This window comes from Methylomonas sp. LWB, from assembly GCF_001856095.1.
GTDB lineage: Bacteria > Pseudomonadota > Gammaproteobacteria > Methylococcales > Methylomonadaceae > Methylomonas > Methylomonas koyamae_A.
The window spans coordinates 394,311-413,044 of sequence record NZ_MKMC01000034.1 but is presented as its reverse complement, the minus strand read 5'-3'; the positions used below and the strand labels follow the sequence as shown (position 1 = coordinate 413,044).

The 18,734-nt window shown below is 55.0% G+C and carries 7 protein-coding genes; 6 read left to right on the top strand and 1 reads right to left on the bottom strand.

Going from position 1 to position 18,734, the window contains the following annotated elements; translation table 11 throughout:
- Nucleotides 1-69 precede the first annotated feature (69 nt).
- Nucleotides 70-990, bottom strand: a complete 921-nt coding sequence (locus BJL95_RS15635) for an EamA family transporter (protein WP_071159213.1) — start codon at nt 988-990, stop codon at nt 70-72.
- Between the two features lie 1,017 nt (nt 991-2,007).
- Between BJL95_RS15635 and BJL95_RS24095 the strand changes: the two genes are divergently transcribed.
- The 6 genes from BJL95_RS24095 (at nt 2,008) to BJL95_RS15600 (ending at nt 18,559) form a co-directional block, all read left to right on the top strand.
- On the top strand, nt 2,008-3,084 hold the full coding sequence (locus tag BJL95_RS24095) for a helix-turn-helix transcriptional regulator (RefSeq protein WP_175463730.1): 1,077 nt from the start codon (nt 2,008-2,010) through the stop codon (nt 3,082-3,084).
- A gap of 206 nt (nt 3,085-3,290) precedes the next feature.
- Entirely contained in the window at nt 3,291-10,448 is a 7,158-nt protein-coding gene (locus tag BJL95_RS15620) for a SpvB/TcaC N-terminal domain-containing protein (RefSeq protein ID WP_071159207.1), read from the top strand.
- Nucleotides 10,449-10,718: 270 nt separating this feature from the next.
- Entirely contained in the window at nt 10,719-11,024 is a 306-nt protein-coding gene (locus tag BJL95_RS15615) for a hypothetical protein (RefSeq protein WP_071159205.1), read from the top strand.
- A gap of 443 nt (nt 11,025-11,467) precedes the next feature.
- A complete protein-coding gene (locus BJL95_RS15610; RefSeq protein WP_139306282.1) occupies nt 11,468-16,492 on the top strand; it encodes a neuraminidase-like domain-containing protein in 5,025 nt (1,674 codons plus the stop codon).
- Between the two features lie 63 nt (nt 16,493-16,555).
- The gene (locus BJL95_RS15605) at nt 16,556-18,031 is read left to right on the top strand and encodes a right-handed parallel beta-helix repeat-containing protein (protein ID WP_071159201.1); all 1,476 of its coding nucleotides are present in this window, start codon (nt 16,556-16,558) and stop codon (nt 18,029-18,031) included.
- A 6-nt stretch (nt 18,032-18,037) separates the two neighbouring features.
- The gene (locus tag BJL95_RS15600) at nt 18,038-18,559 is read left to right on the top strand and encodes an ATP-binding protein (RefSeq protein ID WP_071159198.1); all 522 of its coding nucleotides are present in this window, start codon (nt 18,038-18,040) and stop codon (nt 18,557-18,559) included.
- Nucleotides 18,560-18,734: the final 175 nt, after the last annotated feature.

Genomic DNA, 18,734 nt, shown 5'->3' with positions numbered 1-18,734 from the left:
CGCTAAGCCCACGCGAGCTAGCGCTAGCTTGCGGCGATGTTTTTTAAAACCAGTGCCAACGACGGTGCATTAGTCGTCCCCGCGCCGGGCCGCTTGCGGTTTCGGCCGCGCAGCACGCGAGCTATTCATGAAGACGATAGAGCCGATGATGATCGCAGACGCGCCTAGAATACGTGGCGTCAGCGGCTCTTGGGCGAACCAATTTCCCAAAAACACCGCGACCAGCGGATTGACGTAGGCATACGTCGCCACCAGTGAGATCGAGGCGTTCTGCAACAACCACGCATAAGAGGCGAAACCGATCATCGAACCGAACACGATCAGGTAGGCCAATGCCAGCCATGACTCGGTGGATACCTCGGCGGGATTGAAAGCGTGCCACTCTTGGCCGAGCAGGCTGACCAGCAACAAGGCCATTCCCCCGCTCAGCATTTCCGCGCCGGTCGTCATCAAGGCCGATTTCGGCAAATCCGCGCTCTTACTGTAGATCGAACCGATCGCCCACAGCAAACTAGCCAACAGCAACGCCGCCACGCCGAAGATGTTTAACGGCATGCTTTCGGTATCCGCCGTCGGTCCGACCAGCAGATAAATGCCGGAAAAGCCGATGACCAAGCCAACGAGTACGCGCAGCGTCGGTCGGACGCCGTTCGGCCGGAGCGCGTCGGCAATCACCAGAAACATCGGCACGGCGCCGATGATCAGCGCGGTGAGCCCGGACGCCACGGTTTGCTCGGCCCAACACACCAAACCATTACCGCCGAGTAACAACAAGGTACCGACTATAGCGGCCGAACGCCACTGTCGTCCGGTCGGCGCGGCATCGCCGGCCAGCCGCCGCCAAGCCAGTAAAATCAGACCGGAAACGACGAAGCGAAAGCCCGCCGATAAGAAAGGCGGCAGCGTTTCGACGACGAAACGGATCATCAAATAGGTCGAGCCCCACACCAGATAGACCGCCAGCAACGCGGCCCAAATTTTCGCCTTCATCGCGCGCAAAACCGCAGGTCTCCGGGGCCTGAGCGCGTTGGTGCCCGCCGGCCCCCAAACGCCGGGTAAGGTCGCCAGAGATTCAAGTCCGGACGTTGGTTGGGCTTGGCTAAATCGGCATACGCTACAGCCTCGGCGGGACCCGCCAAGGCGGGTTCGATCGTCGACGCTGCGTCGATTCGATCAGTCGAAACGTTGCTATGCCAAAGAATCCGTGTTTCCGGGTAGCCGATCGGATGGTGTCTCGAAAACAAGCCGGGATACCGGGTTTGAGAGGCATTGTTGTGACGGTCGAAAGTCGTGGCCGGAGCCATCGATCGATCTTCGCGCTGAGCATTTGCTTGCATTGGGTTCTAGGAATCGTTAGGCGTGAAAGTGGAGTGGGCTAAGGCACGCGCCCAGGTTGGTCTCGCACATAAAAGTCGCAAGTTTACCCTGAGTTGGTCAATGACGGGGGAAGCGCAGAGGAGCGTCGTTTCGATCAACGCCCCTTTGGACCATGTGAAACCGCCCCGATTAAATCAAGCGAAATAAGTGGGACAAGGGTAAAGACTTATCTGGTTCTGCAATAACAAATTTCAATGAATCGGTGAAAAGCTTATATCGGCTATTCGCAGCTTCCAAGTTAGCCGCCGGGCTACCAAAACGCTCAAACGGCCTAAGTGTCCTCCGAGATACAGCTACAACGAGTCGCTTTGAAGACCATTTATTTTAGCGGCTTGAAATAGGCAAGCAATTTAGCGGAGTACCCGCGTATTTTAAGTGGTTATGTCGCGTGCGAATGAGTATTTAATATGTGAAATATTACCTTGCATATAATCTGAACTCTGCATCGGGCTTAAATTCAACGATTTTATTTGCTTTGGGGATATGTTCTGCAAGAAACTGCACGCGTGTCCACTAAGGCTGTGCGCTATTTACCAAGACAGTCCGCAGTTTGAGATTTACATTAAACGCCGGAAGCTAAATCGCATTGCGATATTAGTTAATTTTTCACATCGTAAAAGAGAATGTCATATGAGAAAAAGTCACGCATTGGCCTATTTACGCCAAATTTGTTGCTCAAATTTAAGTAGTGAATTAATCACGACTGAGTTTCTGCGAGCGATTCCGAATCTTATTCAATCGAATAGTAATACTTTTTCGGTATGCGATCAGCAACTACGCTCTATTTATCATCTGACGGGATTCGATTTAGGGTATCTGGCGCCCGCTGTTCCGAATGTATTAAGGGATCACCATACCAAGGAGCGACTCGTTCGGGTCGCCAATTGGTTTCGGCAATCGCCAACGCTTGACGACCCTCGTATCGTGGATGATCAATTTTACAAATCCGATGTCTACAATATTATTTATCGAGCCTTCGATATGCATTACACGAGCTGGATTAAAGTGCCTATTAACGACAGTCAGGTTGGCGTGTTGGGTTTATATCGGTCAAAAAATCAGGCCGATTTTAGCAGCGGCGATCGAAATCAAATAACCAGCTTAATCGCCTATCTTTCGCACGCCTATCAGGCAAAGCCTAACCAAGCCACCGAGTATGGAAACACCGCATCCCAGGGAATGTTAATTATGAATCCGGAGGGGAGGTTAATTTATCAATGTCCGGAAGCTAAACGCTTAATACAGTTAGCCGATACGCCAAGAACATTGATTGACAGGCGCCAGAATAACCGGCTACTGGAAAATCTAAAGAAACTAGCTGATGATCTAGTCAGTATCCATCGCGGCAAAGAGAGCGCCATCCCGGCATTCGATCGCGTAAACCCCTACGGCGCCTTTAGCTTTAAAGGTTATTGGTTAAATAATCTCGATTCAGACAGTAACAATATGATTGGCGTCACCGTGAAATACCGTGAGCCAATCGAGTTAAAGTTATTAAGGGCTGTTCGGAACTTTCCGTTGTCGCCGACGCAAAAGGAAGTCGCGATGTTATTGGCCAAAGGCATATCGTTCGAGCAAATTGGTCGAAAACTGCATATTAAGCAAAATACCGTGAAAGACCACGCCGGAAAAATATATTTAAAACTGAATATCCGGCAGCGCGGCGATTTATTGCCTTTGCTTCTGAGCGTCAACTCTGTTCATTGATTAACGAACCCGGCGGGTTAAGGCTGTAGCGAATTGGCATACGCGGACCCGACTAGAGGACAGTTTTGCCCAAATACCCCCTTTACAGAGGATGTTTGGGCAAGGTTGAGTTGTATACGCTATGGCCTAAGTCAATGCGTTAGGCCTGTTGAGCCTATGCCTTAATCTGAAAACCGCAACGATACGACCAAATTTTCGGTACCTAAATGAGCAACAAATCAGGCACATCCAGTCAAATCATCGGCTTGCCGCAAGGCGGCGGGGCAATTCATGGCTTAGGCGAAAAGTTTTCTCCCGACTTACATACCGGCACCGGGAACTTCAGCGTACCTATTGCGCTGCCTTCCGGGCGCAACGGCTTCCAACCGCATTTGACGCTCGGTTACAGTACCGGTAGCGGCAACGGCCCGTTCGGATTTGGCTGGGCACTCAGCGTACCTGGCGTGATGCGTAAAACGTCCGGCGGTCTGCCGCGCTACGACGACCGTAGCGACACCTTCTTGCTTTCCGGCGCGGAAGATTTGGTACCGGTCAACGAAGCCAGCGGCATTACCCGTTACCGCCCTCGTTCGGAAGGGCTGTTTGCCCGCATCGTTCATCGCCGCGATAAGGTACGTGACTATTGGCAAGTCTCGAGCAAGGACGGCCTGGTCAGTTACTACGGTTCCGCGGCAACCGCCGCGCCGGAACTGGCGACGATTGCCGACCCGAACGACCGGCAGCGAATATTCGCCTGGAAACTCAGCCAAACCGTCGATCCGTTCGGCAATCGCATCGACTATGTCTACGAGCGCGACATTCAGCCGGAAGGTGCTTTGCGCCGTTGGGATCAACTTTACCTATCCGAATTGCGCTACGCGGACTACGGCGATCCCGCCAATCCGCACTTCCTGGTCCGGGTGCGTTTTGTTTACGCAGACCGCCCGGACCCTTTTTCCGACTACCGCGCAGGCTTCGAGGTACGTACGACGCGCCGCTGCGTTCGGATCGAGATCTATACCCAAGCCGATCAAGAAAGGCTGACTCGCAACTATCATTTGGACTATCTCGATCAACTCGGTGGCGCGGATTTGCCGGCCAACGGGGCTTCTTTACTTGCTCGGATTCGCGTCGAAGGCCGCGACGGACAAGCTACGGAGTTTCTGCCGCCGTTGACTTTCGACTACAGCCGTTTTCAACCAAAGGCGCAAACCTTTTTTGCCGTAAAGGGCCCATTGCCGGCGGCGTCGCTAGCCCATCCAGAATACGAATTGGCCGATCTGTTCGGTAACGGTTTGCCGGACATCGTGCAACTGAACGGTACCGCCCGCTATTGGCGTAATCTTGGCGATGGCCGTTTCGCCGAGCCGCGACCCATGGCCGACGCGCCGGCCGGCTTGAATTTGGGTCAGGCGGGCGTGCAATTGATCGATGCCGACGGCGACGGCCGTATCGATTTGCTGGTGCACCGAGACAATCTGTCCGGCTATTTCCCGTTGCGCTACGACGGCCTATGGGATAAAGGCGCCTTTCGCCGTTATGCCGTGGCCCCCAGCTTTAACTTCCAGGACCCCGAAGTCAAACTGGTCGATCTGACCGGCGATGGCGTGACCGATGCCATTCGCAGTAGTAACCGCCTCGAAGTTTTCTTCAACGACCGCAATGTTGGCTGGCAGGCCAGCCGGGCTGTCGAACGTCAAGCCTTGGAGCGCTTCCCCAACGTCAATTTCTCGGATCCGCGCGTCAAATGGGGCGATTTCAGCGGAGACGGTCTGCAAGACATCGCACTGATTCATGACGGCAACGTCAGCTATTGGCCCAATCTTGGATACGGCGATTGGGGCGCTCGCGTCGCGATGGCGCATAGTCCGCGATTGCCCTACGGTTACGACCCGAAACGGATCTTGATCGACGATATCGACGGCGACGGACTGGCCGACATCGTCTACGTGGACGATCGCAAAGTCCTGATCTGGATTAATCAGAGCGGAAACCGGTGGAGCGACCCCATCGAAATCACCGGCACCCCGGCGGTTACCGACATCGATGCGATTCGCCTGGTGGATTTACTGGGCAGCGGCCATCGCGGCTTGTTGTGGAGCCGCGATGCCGACGGCTCGGGCCGGCCGCCGATGTATTTCCTGGATTTTTGCGGCGGCGTAAAGCCGTATTTATTGACGCAAATGGACAACCACATGGGGGCGCTGACCAAAGTCGCTTACGCGCCGTCCACGCGTTTTTATCTGGAGGACCAAGCGCATCCGGCCTATCGTTGGCAAACCCCGCTGCCGATGCCGGTGCAAGTGGTTGCCAAGGTCGAAGTCATCGACCAAATTTCCCAAGGCAAACTCACCAGCGAATACCGTTACCGCCACGGCTATTGGGACGGTGCGGAGCGCGAATTTCGAGGCTTCGGCCGGGTCGATCAGCTCGACAGCGAAGTCTTTGCCGACTTTCACGGTAGTGGACTGCACGGCGGGCGAGCTTTTGAAGCGGTGGGCGCCGAACAGTTTTCGCCGCCGCTGGAAACCCGCACTTGGTTTCATCAAGGACCGGTTGGAGACGAATTCGGCGATTGGCGGGAACTGGACTGCCGGCCCGAATTTTGGCCCGGAGATACCAACGCCTTGGACCGCCCCGCTGCCGTAACCGCCAAACTCAACGCTCTACCCAGGCGGCGTAAGCGCGACGCCCTCAGGGCTTTACGCGGCAGCGTTCTGCGCACCGAATTGTATGCGCTGGACGGCAGCGAACGCGAAAATCGGCCCTACACCGTGACCGAACACCTTCAGGGAGTGCGCGAAGAAGTTCCGCCGCCGAACGATAGCGGCCGACCGGGGATTTATTTCGCCTATGGGTTGGCCGAACGCACCAGCCAGTGGGAACGCGGCAACGAGCCGTTGACGCAATTGGCATTCACGGCCGAACCCGATCAATACGGCCGCTCGACCGCGGCATTGGCGATTGCCGTGCCGCGCGGCCGCGATTACCGGTCGGCAGCTTCCGGCCCGGTATCGCCTTATCTGGCGACCATCAGCGAAACCGTATATGCGAAACTCGACGACGACCGGCGCTACCTGATCGACCGGACCGTCAAGATCAGCCAATACCAAGTGATCAACGACGGAAAACGATCGGCGTCGATGCTGTGGAGTGCCGTGCAATCCGGCAAAGCGGCCAGCCAGTTGTTCGCGCAAACCTTGAATTTCTACGACGGGCCGGCGTTCGCCGGTTTGCCGTTCGGGCAATTGGGCGATTTCGGCGCGCTGACCCGGACCGAGCACCTGGCATTCACCGACGCGCAATTGAAAGTCCTCTACGGTGCGGCCGACCCGATTGCCGATCCGGCTCCCGGCGATCAATCCCTGGCCGCCATCGGCAAGCACCGGGGAGTCGCCGCGTTGGCCTCTCACAAATCGTCGCGAAGAAAAGCCCTCCTCACGATCCCCCCCTATCTGCAACCGGCCGGAGCGACCTGGAACGATGACTATCCCGCCGAGTTCCGCACTCTACCGGGCTTGGCCGGTTACATTTACCGTCCAAGCGGCGCCGGCGCGATGTCGGCGCCGGGCTATTTCGTTGTGACGGCCGCGCATGCTTACGATTTTCAAAGCGACAATGTGTCGGGCAAACCTCGCGGGCTGTTGTTACAGCAGCGCGACCCGCTCGGCCGCGCGACAACGATTGCCTACGATGTCTACCAATTGTTACCGGTTCGAGTCCTAGACCCGTTGGGTCTGATGGTCGAAGCCGAATACGATTACCGCGTCCTGCAAGCCGCATGCGTCACCGACCCTAACGGCAATCGCAGCCGAGCGCGGTTCACGCCGCTAGGCCTGCCTCAAGCCACGCTGATACAAGGCAAGGCGGATGCCGCCGAGGGCGACATCGATAGGCCCAGTATCGAGATGGAATACGACTTGGCCGCGTTCGGCGAACGCGGCCAACCGGTCTCGGTGCGTACTCGCCGCTATCAATATCACGACAGCGACAGTGACGTACCGCTGCCGCAATGCGACGAAACTATCGACAGCGTCGAATATTCCGACGGCTTCGGTCGCTTGCTGCAAACCAGGATGCAGTCGGAAGAGATTCGCTTCGGCAACGCCACGTTCGGCGGCGGCATTTTGCCCATCGATCAAGCCGACGCAGTCGGCACCAAGTTGGCGTTTGCCGGGGGCCGCAACGCCGAGGCCGCCCAGCCCAACGTGCTGGTCAGCGGTTGGCAGATATACGACAACAAGGGTCGGGTGGTCGAAAAATACGAGCCGTTTTATAGCCAAGGTTGGCGGTACGCCACACCCGGCGAAGCGCAGCTCGGCCAAAAGGCGATCATGAGCTACGATCCGCGCGGTCAGGTAATCCGCACCTTGAACCCGGACGGCTCCGAGCAACGGGTGATTTACGGCGTGCCTACCGGCTTGGCCGAGCCCGAGCAATTCGCGCCGACACCTTGGGAAGCCTATACCTACGACGCCAATGACAATGCCGGCCGCACCCATGCCGCGACGTCGCAAGCCTTCCAAAGCCACTGGAACACGCCGGCCAGTATACTCATCGACGCGTTGGGACGCACCGTGCAGGCCACGGCGCGGAACGGCGCCAGTCCGGCCGATTGGTACGTGACCCGGTCCGACTACGATATTCGCGGGAATTTGCTCAGCGTTACCGACGCATTGAACCGAGTCGCTTTCCGTTACGACTACGACTTGTTGAATCGGCCTTGGCGCACGGAGAGTATCGATGCCGGCCTGCGGCGCACGGTACTGGATGCGATCGGCAATCCGCTCGAACAACGCGACGGCAAGGGCGCGTTAACCCTGCACGGTTACGACGAAGGGAATCGTCCGAACCGGCTGTGGGCCAGGGACGGCCTCAACCAAACGTTGACGCTACGCGAAGTGTCGATTTACGGCGACCGGCCAGAATCGGGTTTGAGCGCGGATGCGGCGCGACAGCAAAACCTGCTCGGTAAGCTGTATCAACATTACGACGAGGCCGGATGGGTTAGCGTGCCGGGCTACGATTTCAAAGGCAATCCGCTCAGCCAACGTCGGCAGGTGCTTAGCGACGCCACGTTGCTGAGCGCTTACCAAAACGGCGCCGCGCGCAATTGGGCCGTCGACGCTTATCGCATCGATTGGCAGGCGCCGGCCGGCACCACGCTGGCCGCGCATGCGCAAACCCTGCTGGATGCTAGCGTCTACGAAACGACCTCAAGCTTCGACGCGCTGAATCGCATCAAGCGCCTGCAATACCCCAAGGACGTCACCGGCCAGCGCCATGAGCTTTTGCCGGTCTACAACCGGGCCGGCGGCTTGGCGCAAGTCAAACTTAACGGCCAGCTATTCGTGCAACAAATTGCCTATAGCGCCAAGGGCCAACGGGTGTTGGTGGCCTACGGCAACGGCGTGATGAGCCGCTATGCTTACGATCCACGCACCTTTCGCTTGTCGCGGCTACGAACCGAGCGCTACAGCCAACCGGAAGCCGATCGTTACCAGCCGAATGGCGAAGCCTTGCAGGACTTTGCCTACCGCTACGATCTGGTCGGCAATATCTTGCAAATCGAAGACCGCGCCCAGGGCAGCGGCATCTTGAACAATCCGGCCGCCGCCTCGGTCGCCGACAATGCCCTCAAGCAACTGCTCGCGTCCGGCGATGCTCTACTGCGCCAGTTTGCCTACGATCCGATTTACCGTCTGCTGTCCGCCACCGGCCGCGAATGCGACCAAGCGCCGGAAACGCCGCCCTGGCTGGATCAGCCGCGCTGCACCGACCTGACCCGCACCCGCGCCTATAGCCAGCAATACCGCTACGACGCGCTGGGCAATATGCTGGAAATGAAGCACCAGTTGGCCGACGGCGCTCGCAACCGGGTGTTTACCAATGCCGCCGGCAATAACCGCTTGGACACGGTGACGATAGGCCAAGGCGTTTACCGCTACGCCTACGATGCCAACGGCAACATGCTGTCCGAACATCAAACCCGCCGGTTCGATTGGGACCACGGCGACCGTCTAAAAGCCTTCCGAATTCAGGTGGCCGGTAGCGAGCCTTCGGTACACGCGCAATATCTGTACGACACCGGCGGCATGCGGGTGAAAAAACTCACTCGCAAGCAGGGCGGCGAGTATACCGTTACCGTCTACATCGGCGGCTTGTTCGAATACCACCGCGCGGTGCAAGGCGCCACCGTGCAGGAAAACAACACCCTGGACGTCATGGATGACCAGTCGCGCATCGCGCTAGTTAGAGTCGGCACGCCGTTCCCAGACGACACCACCCCTGCGGTGAAGTACCACTTGGGCGACCATCTGGGCAGTAGCCATGTGGTCATAAGCGGCGACGGAGTCTGGCTGAACCGTGAGGAGTACACGCCGTATGGTGAGACCAGCTTCGGCAGCTTCGCCAGAAAGCGCTATCGATTTACCGGCAAGGAAAGGGATGAGGAAAGCGGCTTGAATTATCACGCGGCGCGGTATTACGCGGCTTGGTTGGGAAGGTGGGTGAGTTGTGATCCGATAGGGATAAAAGGCGGGCTAAACCTGTACGTTTACGTAAAAAACAGGCCAATAGTTGATACGGACTCAACAGGGTTCGAAATCGACGTTCGTAAAGCAAGAGGAGGCGAAGTTTCCCAAGTTCAGCAGGACCAGTATGTACAACAGTTACAAGAAGATATCGAAAACTTGACTGGAATAAAAACAACATATAGCCCGGAGCGTGGTGTTATCCAAATAGGTGACCAAACCGGGGATGGTGTCGTTGACCAAAAAGATGCCGATAAACTGATGGAAAAGATACCTGAATTTGAAGCTATTAGTCAGTCGAACAATCGTTGTAAATCCGATAGCAGGTGCGTGACGACTTCGGTTCAGCTCTATAAAGAGCTCATTGAAACACTACTTCCCAATAACCTTCCAGAATCTCGCAAACTAGAAGTAGCGTTAACCCACACTCAATTAAATCAAGGTACGCCGAATGCTTTGGGGTATGCGTGGCCTAGAAGAAGAAGTGCTGATGACCGAACTGCCGCCATTGCGATTGATCCAGGCGATTATGATGCAAGCTCTCATTACTTCGCTAGTAGAAACAGTAAAAAAGGAAGCGAGTTTCTAGAAAATCCAAATATTAATCGCGTTATGGGGCCTTTGTTTGTGTTGTTGCACGAACGAGATCACAACGTTAAAGGAACAAAAGACCCTGTTGGGCCAGCAGGCAACAATTCGGCTGGTATTAACGAGCTCAGAGTGAATTATTTGAGGCAATCGTTGGGCTTGCCGAAAAGGGAATCCTATGTCGCGGAGCCACATGGGAAAAACCAAGTGAGAACTGCATTTGAGGGCGGTTGGGCGGTACATCCAAACTTCTGGAGAAACTAAAGCTTTATCGGCGAAGACAATCCGTGGGCTTGTATAGGTACGATTAACGATAGTGTAATCGTACGAACGAGAAGGTAATCGGAAGAGTGCAAGCTTAAAGCTCGTCCGATTACGTTTTACTAATCGAACGGCCTGTCCCAATCTAGGAAACACTGGAAATTAAATCAATAGTCAAGGGCATATTTGATCCAATAAAGATATGAGGGCTAGGCCAGTAAATCTTGCATCTTATTCAGGAAATTCAAAAACACTACTTAAAAGGAAAAAACCATGCTCAAAACCAAGCTCATCACCTGCTGCGACTGGCGTACCGTCGAGTCGTTTTGGAACGCCAACGGCACGGCCTTTTTCAAGGCGCCGGACGGCGCGCAAATTAAAGTTCGTTACGGCGTCAGTTGGTTCGGGTTCGACCGGCAACAGCAAACCCTGAACGGCTACGACTACAAGAAACTGGAAGTCGGCCTGGGCTCGCTCGGCTATGCCCGCATGCAGATCAAGGTACCCAGAAACACAGATGTGACCTATGACGTTTACGGTGGCGGCGTAGCCCGGCCGTCGCCGGAGATTCCGTTCTAGTCCCGTAGGCGCGCCTAGCTTCGGGTAATCGTAAGGATCTTTGGCTACTCGACGGAATACAAGCGCTTAGGAAACCTTTGATTAATACGTTCGCTCTTGGATTTTAGACTCCATTAATTCGAAGAGTTTTGTATCGGTTTTTCTTGAAAAGTCTTCATTAGTCAGGGGTTTATTAATGTTTGCGAAAGCCAGCTAAATTGGCCTGCCAAACTACGAACTAAATTCATCGATATTATTCAACTACCAATTTTGGGTATCTTTTGGATACTACTTAAAAACATAAGGGAAAACGCATGGACAACGAACCGCCAAAAATAACCGAAACCGGAAGATCGTATTCTTTAAATATCTCAATTACAAAAGTCAACGGCTTCCCTCCGGCCGCGAATATAGACCTATCGAATGCGACTCGTTTGGACCTCGAAGGAAATGCGTACGGAAAGGTGACCATTACGTATAACAATGAATCCGAAGAAACCGAAGACGTTACCTCCGAAATGGAATTATCTGTTTCTTTCGGCAACAGCAGAACGGACTCCACAGCCCGCAAATTGTCGCTGGCGTCGAGCGACGGCAACCGGACGTGGTCGTTCAGCGGCGATATGCCGCTCGACAAGGCCAGTCATAACGATCAACTACTCTGGATTACCGCCATTGCCGAGTATCCCGATACAAGAGCGCGAGTCCGTGTGGATTATTTGCCCATCGCAGTCGACAAACTGGTACCGGCCATTGCCGTTACCAAACCGCTGCCCGATCAGACGTTCGAATTGTCCGGCGGCACCTTAACGATACCGTTGGAAGTGATTGCCTCCGACAATCGCGGTCTACAAGGCCTGACCTGGACATTGGACGGCACGCCGATGGGCGCCCTGAGCTTGAACGCCGTTACCGGTCGCTGGCAAACCGACGTTGTTGTGGATCAGGTTAAAACGCATACTCTGTCCGTCGAAGCCACCGACGTCTTCAGTTTGAAAAGCAGTGCATCGTTGACCGTCGACGTGGTTGCGCCCTACACACCCGCCGATCCGGAATACGTTACCGGCGCGGTTTCTTACCTGGGTAACTTACTGAGTTTTGCTGCGTCGCGCATCGATAGCGGTAACGCCAACGGCGACGACAAGTTGCCGAGTGCCGACGATTTCAGCCGTATTTTTTGCCAACGTTATAGCGTGCTGGTCAACCCGGCCAATCGTTCGATAGCGACGCGATACGTTCGGCAAACGCGCATCGCGATCGAGGTGTTGCGCGACTACATTGCGACGCGTGGCGTGGCCGGGAGCACGACCGCCAATGCCGCTTACTTAGGGCGGGCATACGGCGTCTTGTTGAATCAGTTGGGTACGTCGGTGACCGAAATTCGCTTGGCCGCCAGCGCTCCCGCCGGTGTTCGCATCGCGTTGACCGAACGGCTAGGCATAGGAGCCGATGCTTTGCAAAATTTCGTCGTCGCCGACGACCAATTGACCGAAACGGCTTTGCAAAATTTGTTCGGTTTGGCGGACACCACGGCGCTCAACGATCCGTTTGCGTCGACAGCGATACCGCCGTTGTACTTACGCAAGCGCCAAGGATATCTCAGATACCAGTGGCGCCAGCAGGACGATAACGTTCGCATTGCACCGTTTGCCGCGACGCCGATTCCGATTGTGGATCCGGATCTACTAACGGCCGGCGACTTGAAGTCGCAGACGGTTAAAGATTGGTTTACCACGCGGAAAAGCCAATTGGATCAGATCGAAAACTCATTGCGGCAATTGACCGGTAGCGGTGCGGCGCTATTCGAAGCGGCCATCGAAACCGGGTTGGGCGCTGGTAAATTCGCGCAATTCAAAACATTGGTTGCCGACTACGGACAAGGGCACGACATCGGCGAAGCGCTGAAAGGCTTATTCCTCGACAGCCCGGCGTTTTTGTTTTTGCTGAACCAGTATGCCGTGTTGACGGGCGGAAATACCCCGCTACCTGCGGAATGGGATGGTATCTTCTCGGTTCTGGTGCAGACTAGGAAACTGCGCGACTTGTATGGCAACTGGCGCCAGGAAGAAGTCAATGCGGCGCTAGCTTTGGGCCCCGACCACTTCGTTATTCCGGAACCGGCCGGGGAATCCAAGCCTTTGCCGGCTTGGCGAGCGAGCATTGCTCGGCGCCAGGATTGGGAGCATCGGTTAAAAGCGCGCATCGATGCCGATGCTGCTGCGCGCGAACAATTGATTGCCGCGGTGGATGTCACGGAAGCTTCGGTTTTGCCGTTACTGCGCGACCGATTAATAAACGTCGTCGCTCAAGCTGCCCACCTGGACGCGGATGCCGATGTCGCGGAACGCCTGACCCAGGAATTGTTCATCGATTTCAAAGCCGGCGGGCAACAAACGTTATCGCGAATCGATCAGGGGCTAGAGACCTTGCAATCCGTGCTGGCGGCGCTGCGGCGGGAACGTCTGGCGAATATAACGCCCGCCGTGGGCGCTAGCCAAATCGGCGGCTGGAAATTGCAGGTCGATTTGGCGGCATTCGACCTGGAATGGCAGTGGATGAGCGATTTTGCGGCCTGGCAGTCGGCTATGAATGTGTTTTTGTTTCCGGAAAATTTTCTGCAAGCCGATCACCGTCCATTACAACCGGCAGCGCGCGGCCAAACCGACTCGTTCAGATTTAAATTGGTCGAACCGTTGAACGACAAATCCCGCGTTACCGGGACGACGGCAAAAACGCTAGCCGCCGACTATCTATCGGCACTGAAAAACGAAGTGGCGGAAGCCAAGCAGCAACTGGGCGACGCTTTTACATTACAGGCACCGGCATCGGTGAACGCCGTGACCGCGCTACGTAACAAAATTAGCGCGGTACTGCATGACACGGTACCGACCGATGACACGGCACCGACTGCCACCCATTTCTGGGACGCGCCGGCCTGGGTACAAGAAGTGTTTTATTTCGTTCCGATGCTATTGGCGCAACATTTGACGAGATCCAAGGACTATCGCGCGGCGCTGGATTGGTATCAAGCGGTTTATGCCTACAATTTGCCAGGCAATCCGAAAGTCTATTTGGGATTGGTGTGGGAAGAGAACGATCCGGTGGATTTTGCGCTGACCAACGATTGGCTGACTGGCGATTTCAACCCGCATAAATTCGCCGAAACTCGCGGTAACGTCTATACCCGCCATACCATTGCCGCATTGAGCGAATGCTTGCTGGCCTGGGCGGATGACCTGTTCAGTCAAGAAACGCCGCAAAGTTTGGCGCAAGCGAGGGTAAGCTATCTCGACGTATTAGCGTTGTTAAATTCGCCGGTCATCAGCGTTCCGCCGCAATTGAGCGGAAAACCGCTAACAAACGCGCTGCTACAAGCGCTGCGGCAACGCGCGGAGGTAAACCTGCAAAAATTGCGCGGCGGCTTGAACATTGCCGGGATGGAGCGCGTCAATGCGGCGCCCGGTAGCGCGATGGTGATGCGCCAACCGACGCCATACCGTTATCAGGTCTTGATCGAGCGCGCCAAACAACTGACTTCGACGGCGGAACAAGTCGAGTCCGCGTTTCTGTCTACGTTGGAAAAGTACTTTGCTGAAAGTTATACCCTTGAACAGGCCAGCCAGGGCCTGGATATAGCCCAAAAACAACAAGAGTTGCAGCAAAAGCGCCAAACGGAGGTCGGTGATACCGCCAGCGTCGTGCAATTGCAAAAAGGCCGCAGCGATTTGCAGGTCGAGCATTATCAAGATTTACTCAAATCGGGTTTAACCGCGAACGAGACCGACCAACTTCACGCCTTGGAACATACTAGCGATTGGGGGCTGTTCGGCCAAATTGCGAGCGTCGCATCTACCGCGCTCGCCGTGGCCTCGCCAATGGTGACCGCGGGACTCACCGGCGGGATGTCGGCTTTATGGAGTTATTTGCCGACCGCGCTGGGAAACGGTGCAAATATAGGTTCTGTTATCAGCGGAGGCTTGAATATAAAAAGTTCCGCGGAAAAGTCCAATGCCGAGGTCACTGGACTTAGAGCAAGTTTCGAACGTCGAGAGCAGGAATGGCGGCGGCAATTGGCATTGGCGCAAAAGGATCAAGAAATTGGGAATGCGCAAATCAAAGTTTCTAGTGATCAGGTGGCCGTCGTTGATCAAGAATATGCGATCGCCAAGGCTCAGGCCGAGCATGCGATGCACATGGTTCAGTTCCTGTCCAAAAAGTTCACCAATGCCGAACTCTACAAATGGATGGCTCAAGTTCTACAACGCGCATACGGTTATTTTCTGCAACAAGCGACCGCGACCGCGCGGCTAGCTGAAACGCAACTGATCTTCGAGCGCCAACAAGCGATGCCGGCGTTCATCCAAGCCGACTATTGGCAAGCGCCGAACGACGGTTCTGCCAATCAGCCTTCCGACCATCGCGGCATGACCGGCTCGGTGCGTTTGTTGCAGGATATTACCGAGCTTGACCAGTACGCATTCCTGAGCAATAGCCGGAAGTTGCAGATGAGCAAGACCTTCTCGCTGGCGGCGCTGTCGCCGATCGAATTTCAACGCTTCCGCGATACCGGGGTGATTCGCTTCAACACCGCGATGGCGCTGTTCGACCGGGATTTTCCCGGCCATTATTTGCGTTTGATCCGCCAAGCGCGGACCAGCGTGGTCGCGTTAGTCCCGCCGACGGTAGGCGTTCACGCCACGCTGACCAATCTTGGGGTATCGCGGGTGGTCGTTGACGACGGCGGTTTCCGGCAGGTCGAAGTGCATCATGGCATGCAGTCGGTAGCGCTGACCGGCGCGGTTAATGCGACCGGGGTATTCGAACTCAATCAACAGCCGGAATTTTTGATGCCGTTCGAATCGGTCGGCGTCGATACCTTTTGGGAATTGCGCATGCCCAAGGCGGCTAACCCCTTCGATTTCACCACCATCGGCGACGTGTTGGTCACGTTGGATTACACCGCGTTGGATAGCTGGCAATACCGTAAGCAGGTCATTCAAAGTCTGCCTACCGATTTCGGTGCCGACCGTTCGTTCGGCTTGCGCGATCAATTCCCGGACCTTTGGTACGACTTGAATCATCCCGATCAGGCAGCGACACCCAATATCGTGCAGTGGGATATCGCAAAAAGTGATTTTCCGGCGAACGCGCTGGACGTGTCGATATCGCAGCTGGTGCTGTACTTCGTGGGTAAGGATGGCTTGGTCTTGCCGGAACTGCCGATCAAATTTCTTGGCCTTGATAACGGCAATGCCGAATCGGTCGGCGGTGCGGCGACGGCGGTTGCCGGTATCGCCAGCAGCCGGCGCGGCAATGCCGCGAGTTGGTTGGCGTTGCAGGGTAAGTCGCCGGTCGGACGTTGGCATTTGGATCTTAGCGATCGGCTGGCGGACGGGCGTTTAGTCAGTCAGTTGATAGGCGACGAGTCCATCGCCGATATCTTGTTTGTCGTCAGCTACACGGCCCGTTACCCCGCATGGCCCGCGTAACTGAAGACCGGCGCTAAGCATTCGAACCATCGACTAGAAACCCTGTTATACGAGGTCCCGCTAATGTTAATAACCCCTTATTTTTCTTTATCTAAAACCGCTAACCAGGCCAATACCATTTACAAGCAGGCCAGCCCGTCGGTATTGGTGCATTTGTTTGCCGAAGCGAGTAAAGCGGCCGGACCGGTGGTGTATATTCCGGCGGGCCGATACCCCTTGACCGCACCGCTGGTCATCGAAGGAATAGACGATTTAACCGTCATCGCCGAGCCCGGTAGTCTGTTGGATTATTCCGCCTATTCCGCCGACACTAGCCGGGTCGGCAACGAGACCGTCATCGGCAATCAAGCGGCCCGTAGTGCGTTGTACTTTAAAAACTGCGCGCGGCTCAAAGTCGTAGGATTAAGCACTACGGGCGATTCGACGAATTTCGTCGTCGAGGAAAATATTGGCGCCGGCATTTATTTACACGGGTGCGGCAATGCGAGAATCTCCCATTGCCAAAATTTTTACGGCGGTGCGTTGTTTATGCAGGATGCCGCGCCCGGCGATTTCGGCACGGTTTTGGAAAATTGCTATTCGTTCGGTGCCAGGAACGCAACCATTCCGGGGCCTGGCACCACATTTTCGGGCTGTGTGTGGGAATTGCCGACCGATACCGCCTATGACCGAATCGGACCGCTGGGTTCCAGTGCCGCTTGTTACGCATGGGCCGGTCGCAGTCATTGTAAGTGGCAGGCTTGCACTTTTAAAAACATTCGTCAGGCGGCGATTAAGATCAGCGGCAGCCACGATAACGTCTTCAATTCGATCATCGACGCCAATCATTTTTTGGATTGCGGCGCGGCGTTGGTATACGGCGGCGATCAGGCGGGCGACGCCGATCATTACGGCTTGTTATTTACCAACAACGCTTGTCACAATTGCGCCACCAATCGAGCAGGCTGGCATCAAGACGCCGCAGTGGTCGTGTTCGGCAGCGCCATGAGTAAAATCCTGAACAATACCTTCTTGTATACCCGCGACCATTTGGGGACGCTCAATGGCGATTCGCTGGCCTCCGCCACGCGCGGAATTTTAGTTTCCCGGTATAGCGCCGCCAGTCCGGAAGTGACCGGGGTCGAAATCGCCAATAATGCATTCCTGACCAAACTGCATAAAAATACCGCAAACAGCAACGACGAGTCGGCGAGCTCGCCGGGAAATGTCATTAATCAATGTATTTATGTCGAATCGGCTAGAGGCGTTTCCATTCACCATAATCATTTTCAAAATCAGCAAATCGGCATTTTTTCCAATAGCAATATTGGCTTGCTCGAGGAATTCAATCAAGCCGACAATACGATCATTTTCTCGCAAGGGTTTTCGAATATTACGCCGATTTATCGAAATAATTCTTTACTACCCGGACAATTTACATCGGAACACAGTCAATTGACTTCGCAATCGGATAGTTATCCGACACTGGAGGACAACTACCAATTGCGTGAAACGGCGGGCCAAGGCGATAAAATTCCGATGACTCAAACACTCGTTTAAGCCAAAATGGCAAAGGTATATTTAATCGAGGGTCCGGTCGGCGCGGGGAAATCGACATATTCCAAATCGCTGGCCGCCGAAACGAATGGTATTTATATTGCGCTGGACGAATGGTTCACGTTGCTGTTCGGTCCGGATAGACCGGATGCGGAAGTTGTAACCTGGTATCTCGAACGGAAAGACCGAGTATTGAATCTGATTTGGAAGCACGCTGGCGCCTTATTGGCTTCCGGCATCGACGTTGTGTTGGAGTTAGGTTTGATTCAGCGCGCCGACCGGCAGGCGTTTTATCGGCGCGTTATCGAAAACGGCTTTGATTTACGGGTGTTTGTACTGAGTACGCCGGAAAACATCCGACGCCGGCGAGTGCAACAGCGAAATGTCGAGAGAGGCGCCACCTTTTTCATGGTCGTCAGCGACGAGGTTTTCGATCTGGCCAACCGATTATGGGAGCCGCCAGACGAAAGGGAGACTAGCGAGTATTGCCTTGAGTTCGTAAGCTATCACAGCACTGTGCCGGAAGTTTAACCGCGACCAATACTTTTGGCGAATTTAAAATTCGAGTGCTATTGTTATGGCGATAGCGAGTATTTCACTATTCACATACGCAAAATAATCGATGTCGCTTTCCAACGCTACATCGAAGTTCATGTAGCTATGGCGTTCGAACGTTTTGAGAGTTATGGCGCCGGAAAATAACTCG

What these genes read in the sequence shown, in the direction of transcription:
- BJL95_RS15635 (WP_071159213.1), bottom strand. Translation starts at nt 990, where the DNA reads ATGAAGGCGAAAATTTGGGCCGCGTTGCTGGCGGTCTATCTGGTGTGG.
- BJL95_RS24095 (WP_175463730.1), top strand. Translation starts at nt 2,008, where the DNA reads ATGAGAAAAAGTCACGCATTGGCCTATTTACGCCAAATTTGTTGCTCA.
- BJL95_RS15620 (WP_071159207.1), top strand. Translation starts at nt 3,291, where the DNA reads ATGAGCAACAAATCAGGCACATCCAGTCAAATCATCGGCTTGCCGCAA.
- BJL95_RS15615 (WP_071159205.1), top strand. Translation starts at nt 10,719, where the DNA reads ATGCTCAAAACCAAGCTCATCACCTGCTGCGACTGGCGTACCGTCGAG.
- BJL95_RS15605 (WP_071159201.1), top strand. Translation starts at nt 16,556, where the DNA reads ATGTTAATAACCCCTTATTTTTCTTTATCTAAAACCGCTAACCAGGCC.
- BJL95_RS15600 (WP_071159198.1), top strand. Translation starts at nt 18,038, where the DNA reads ATGGCAAAGGTATATTTAATCGAGGGTCCGGTCGGCGCGGGGAAATCG.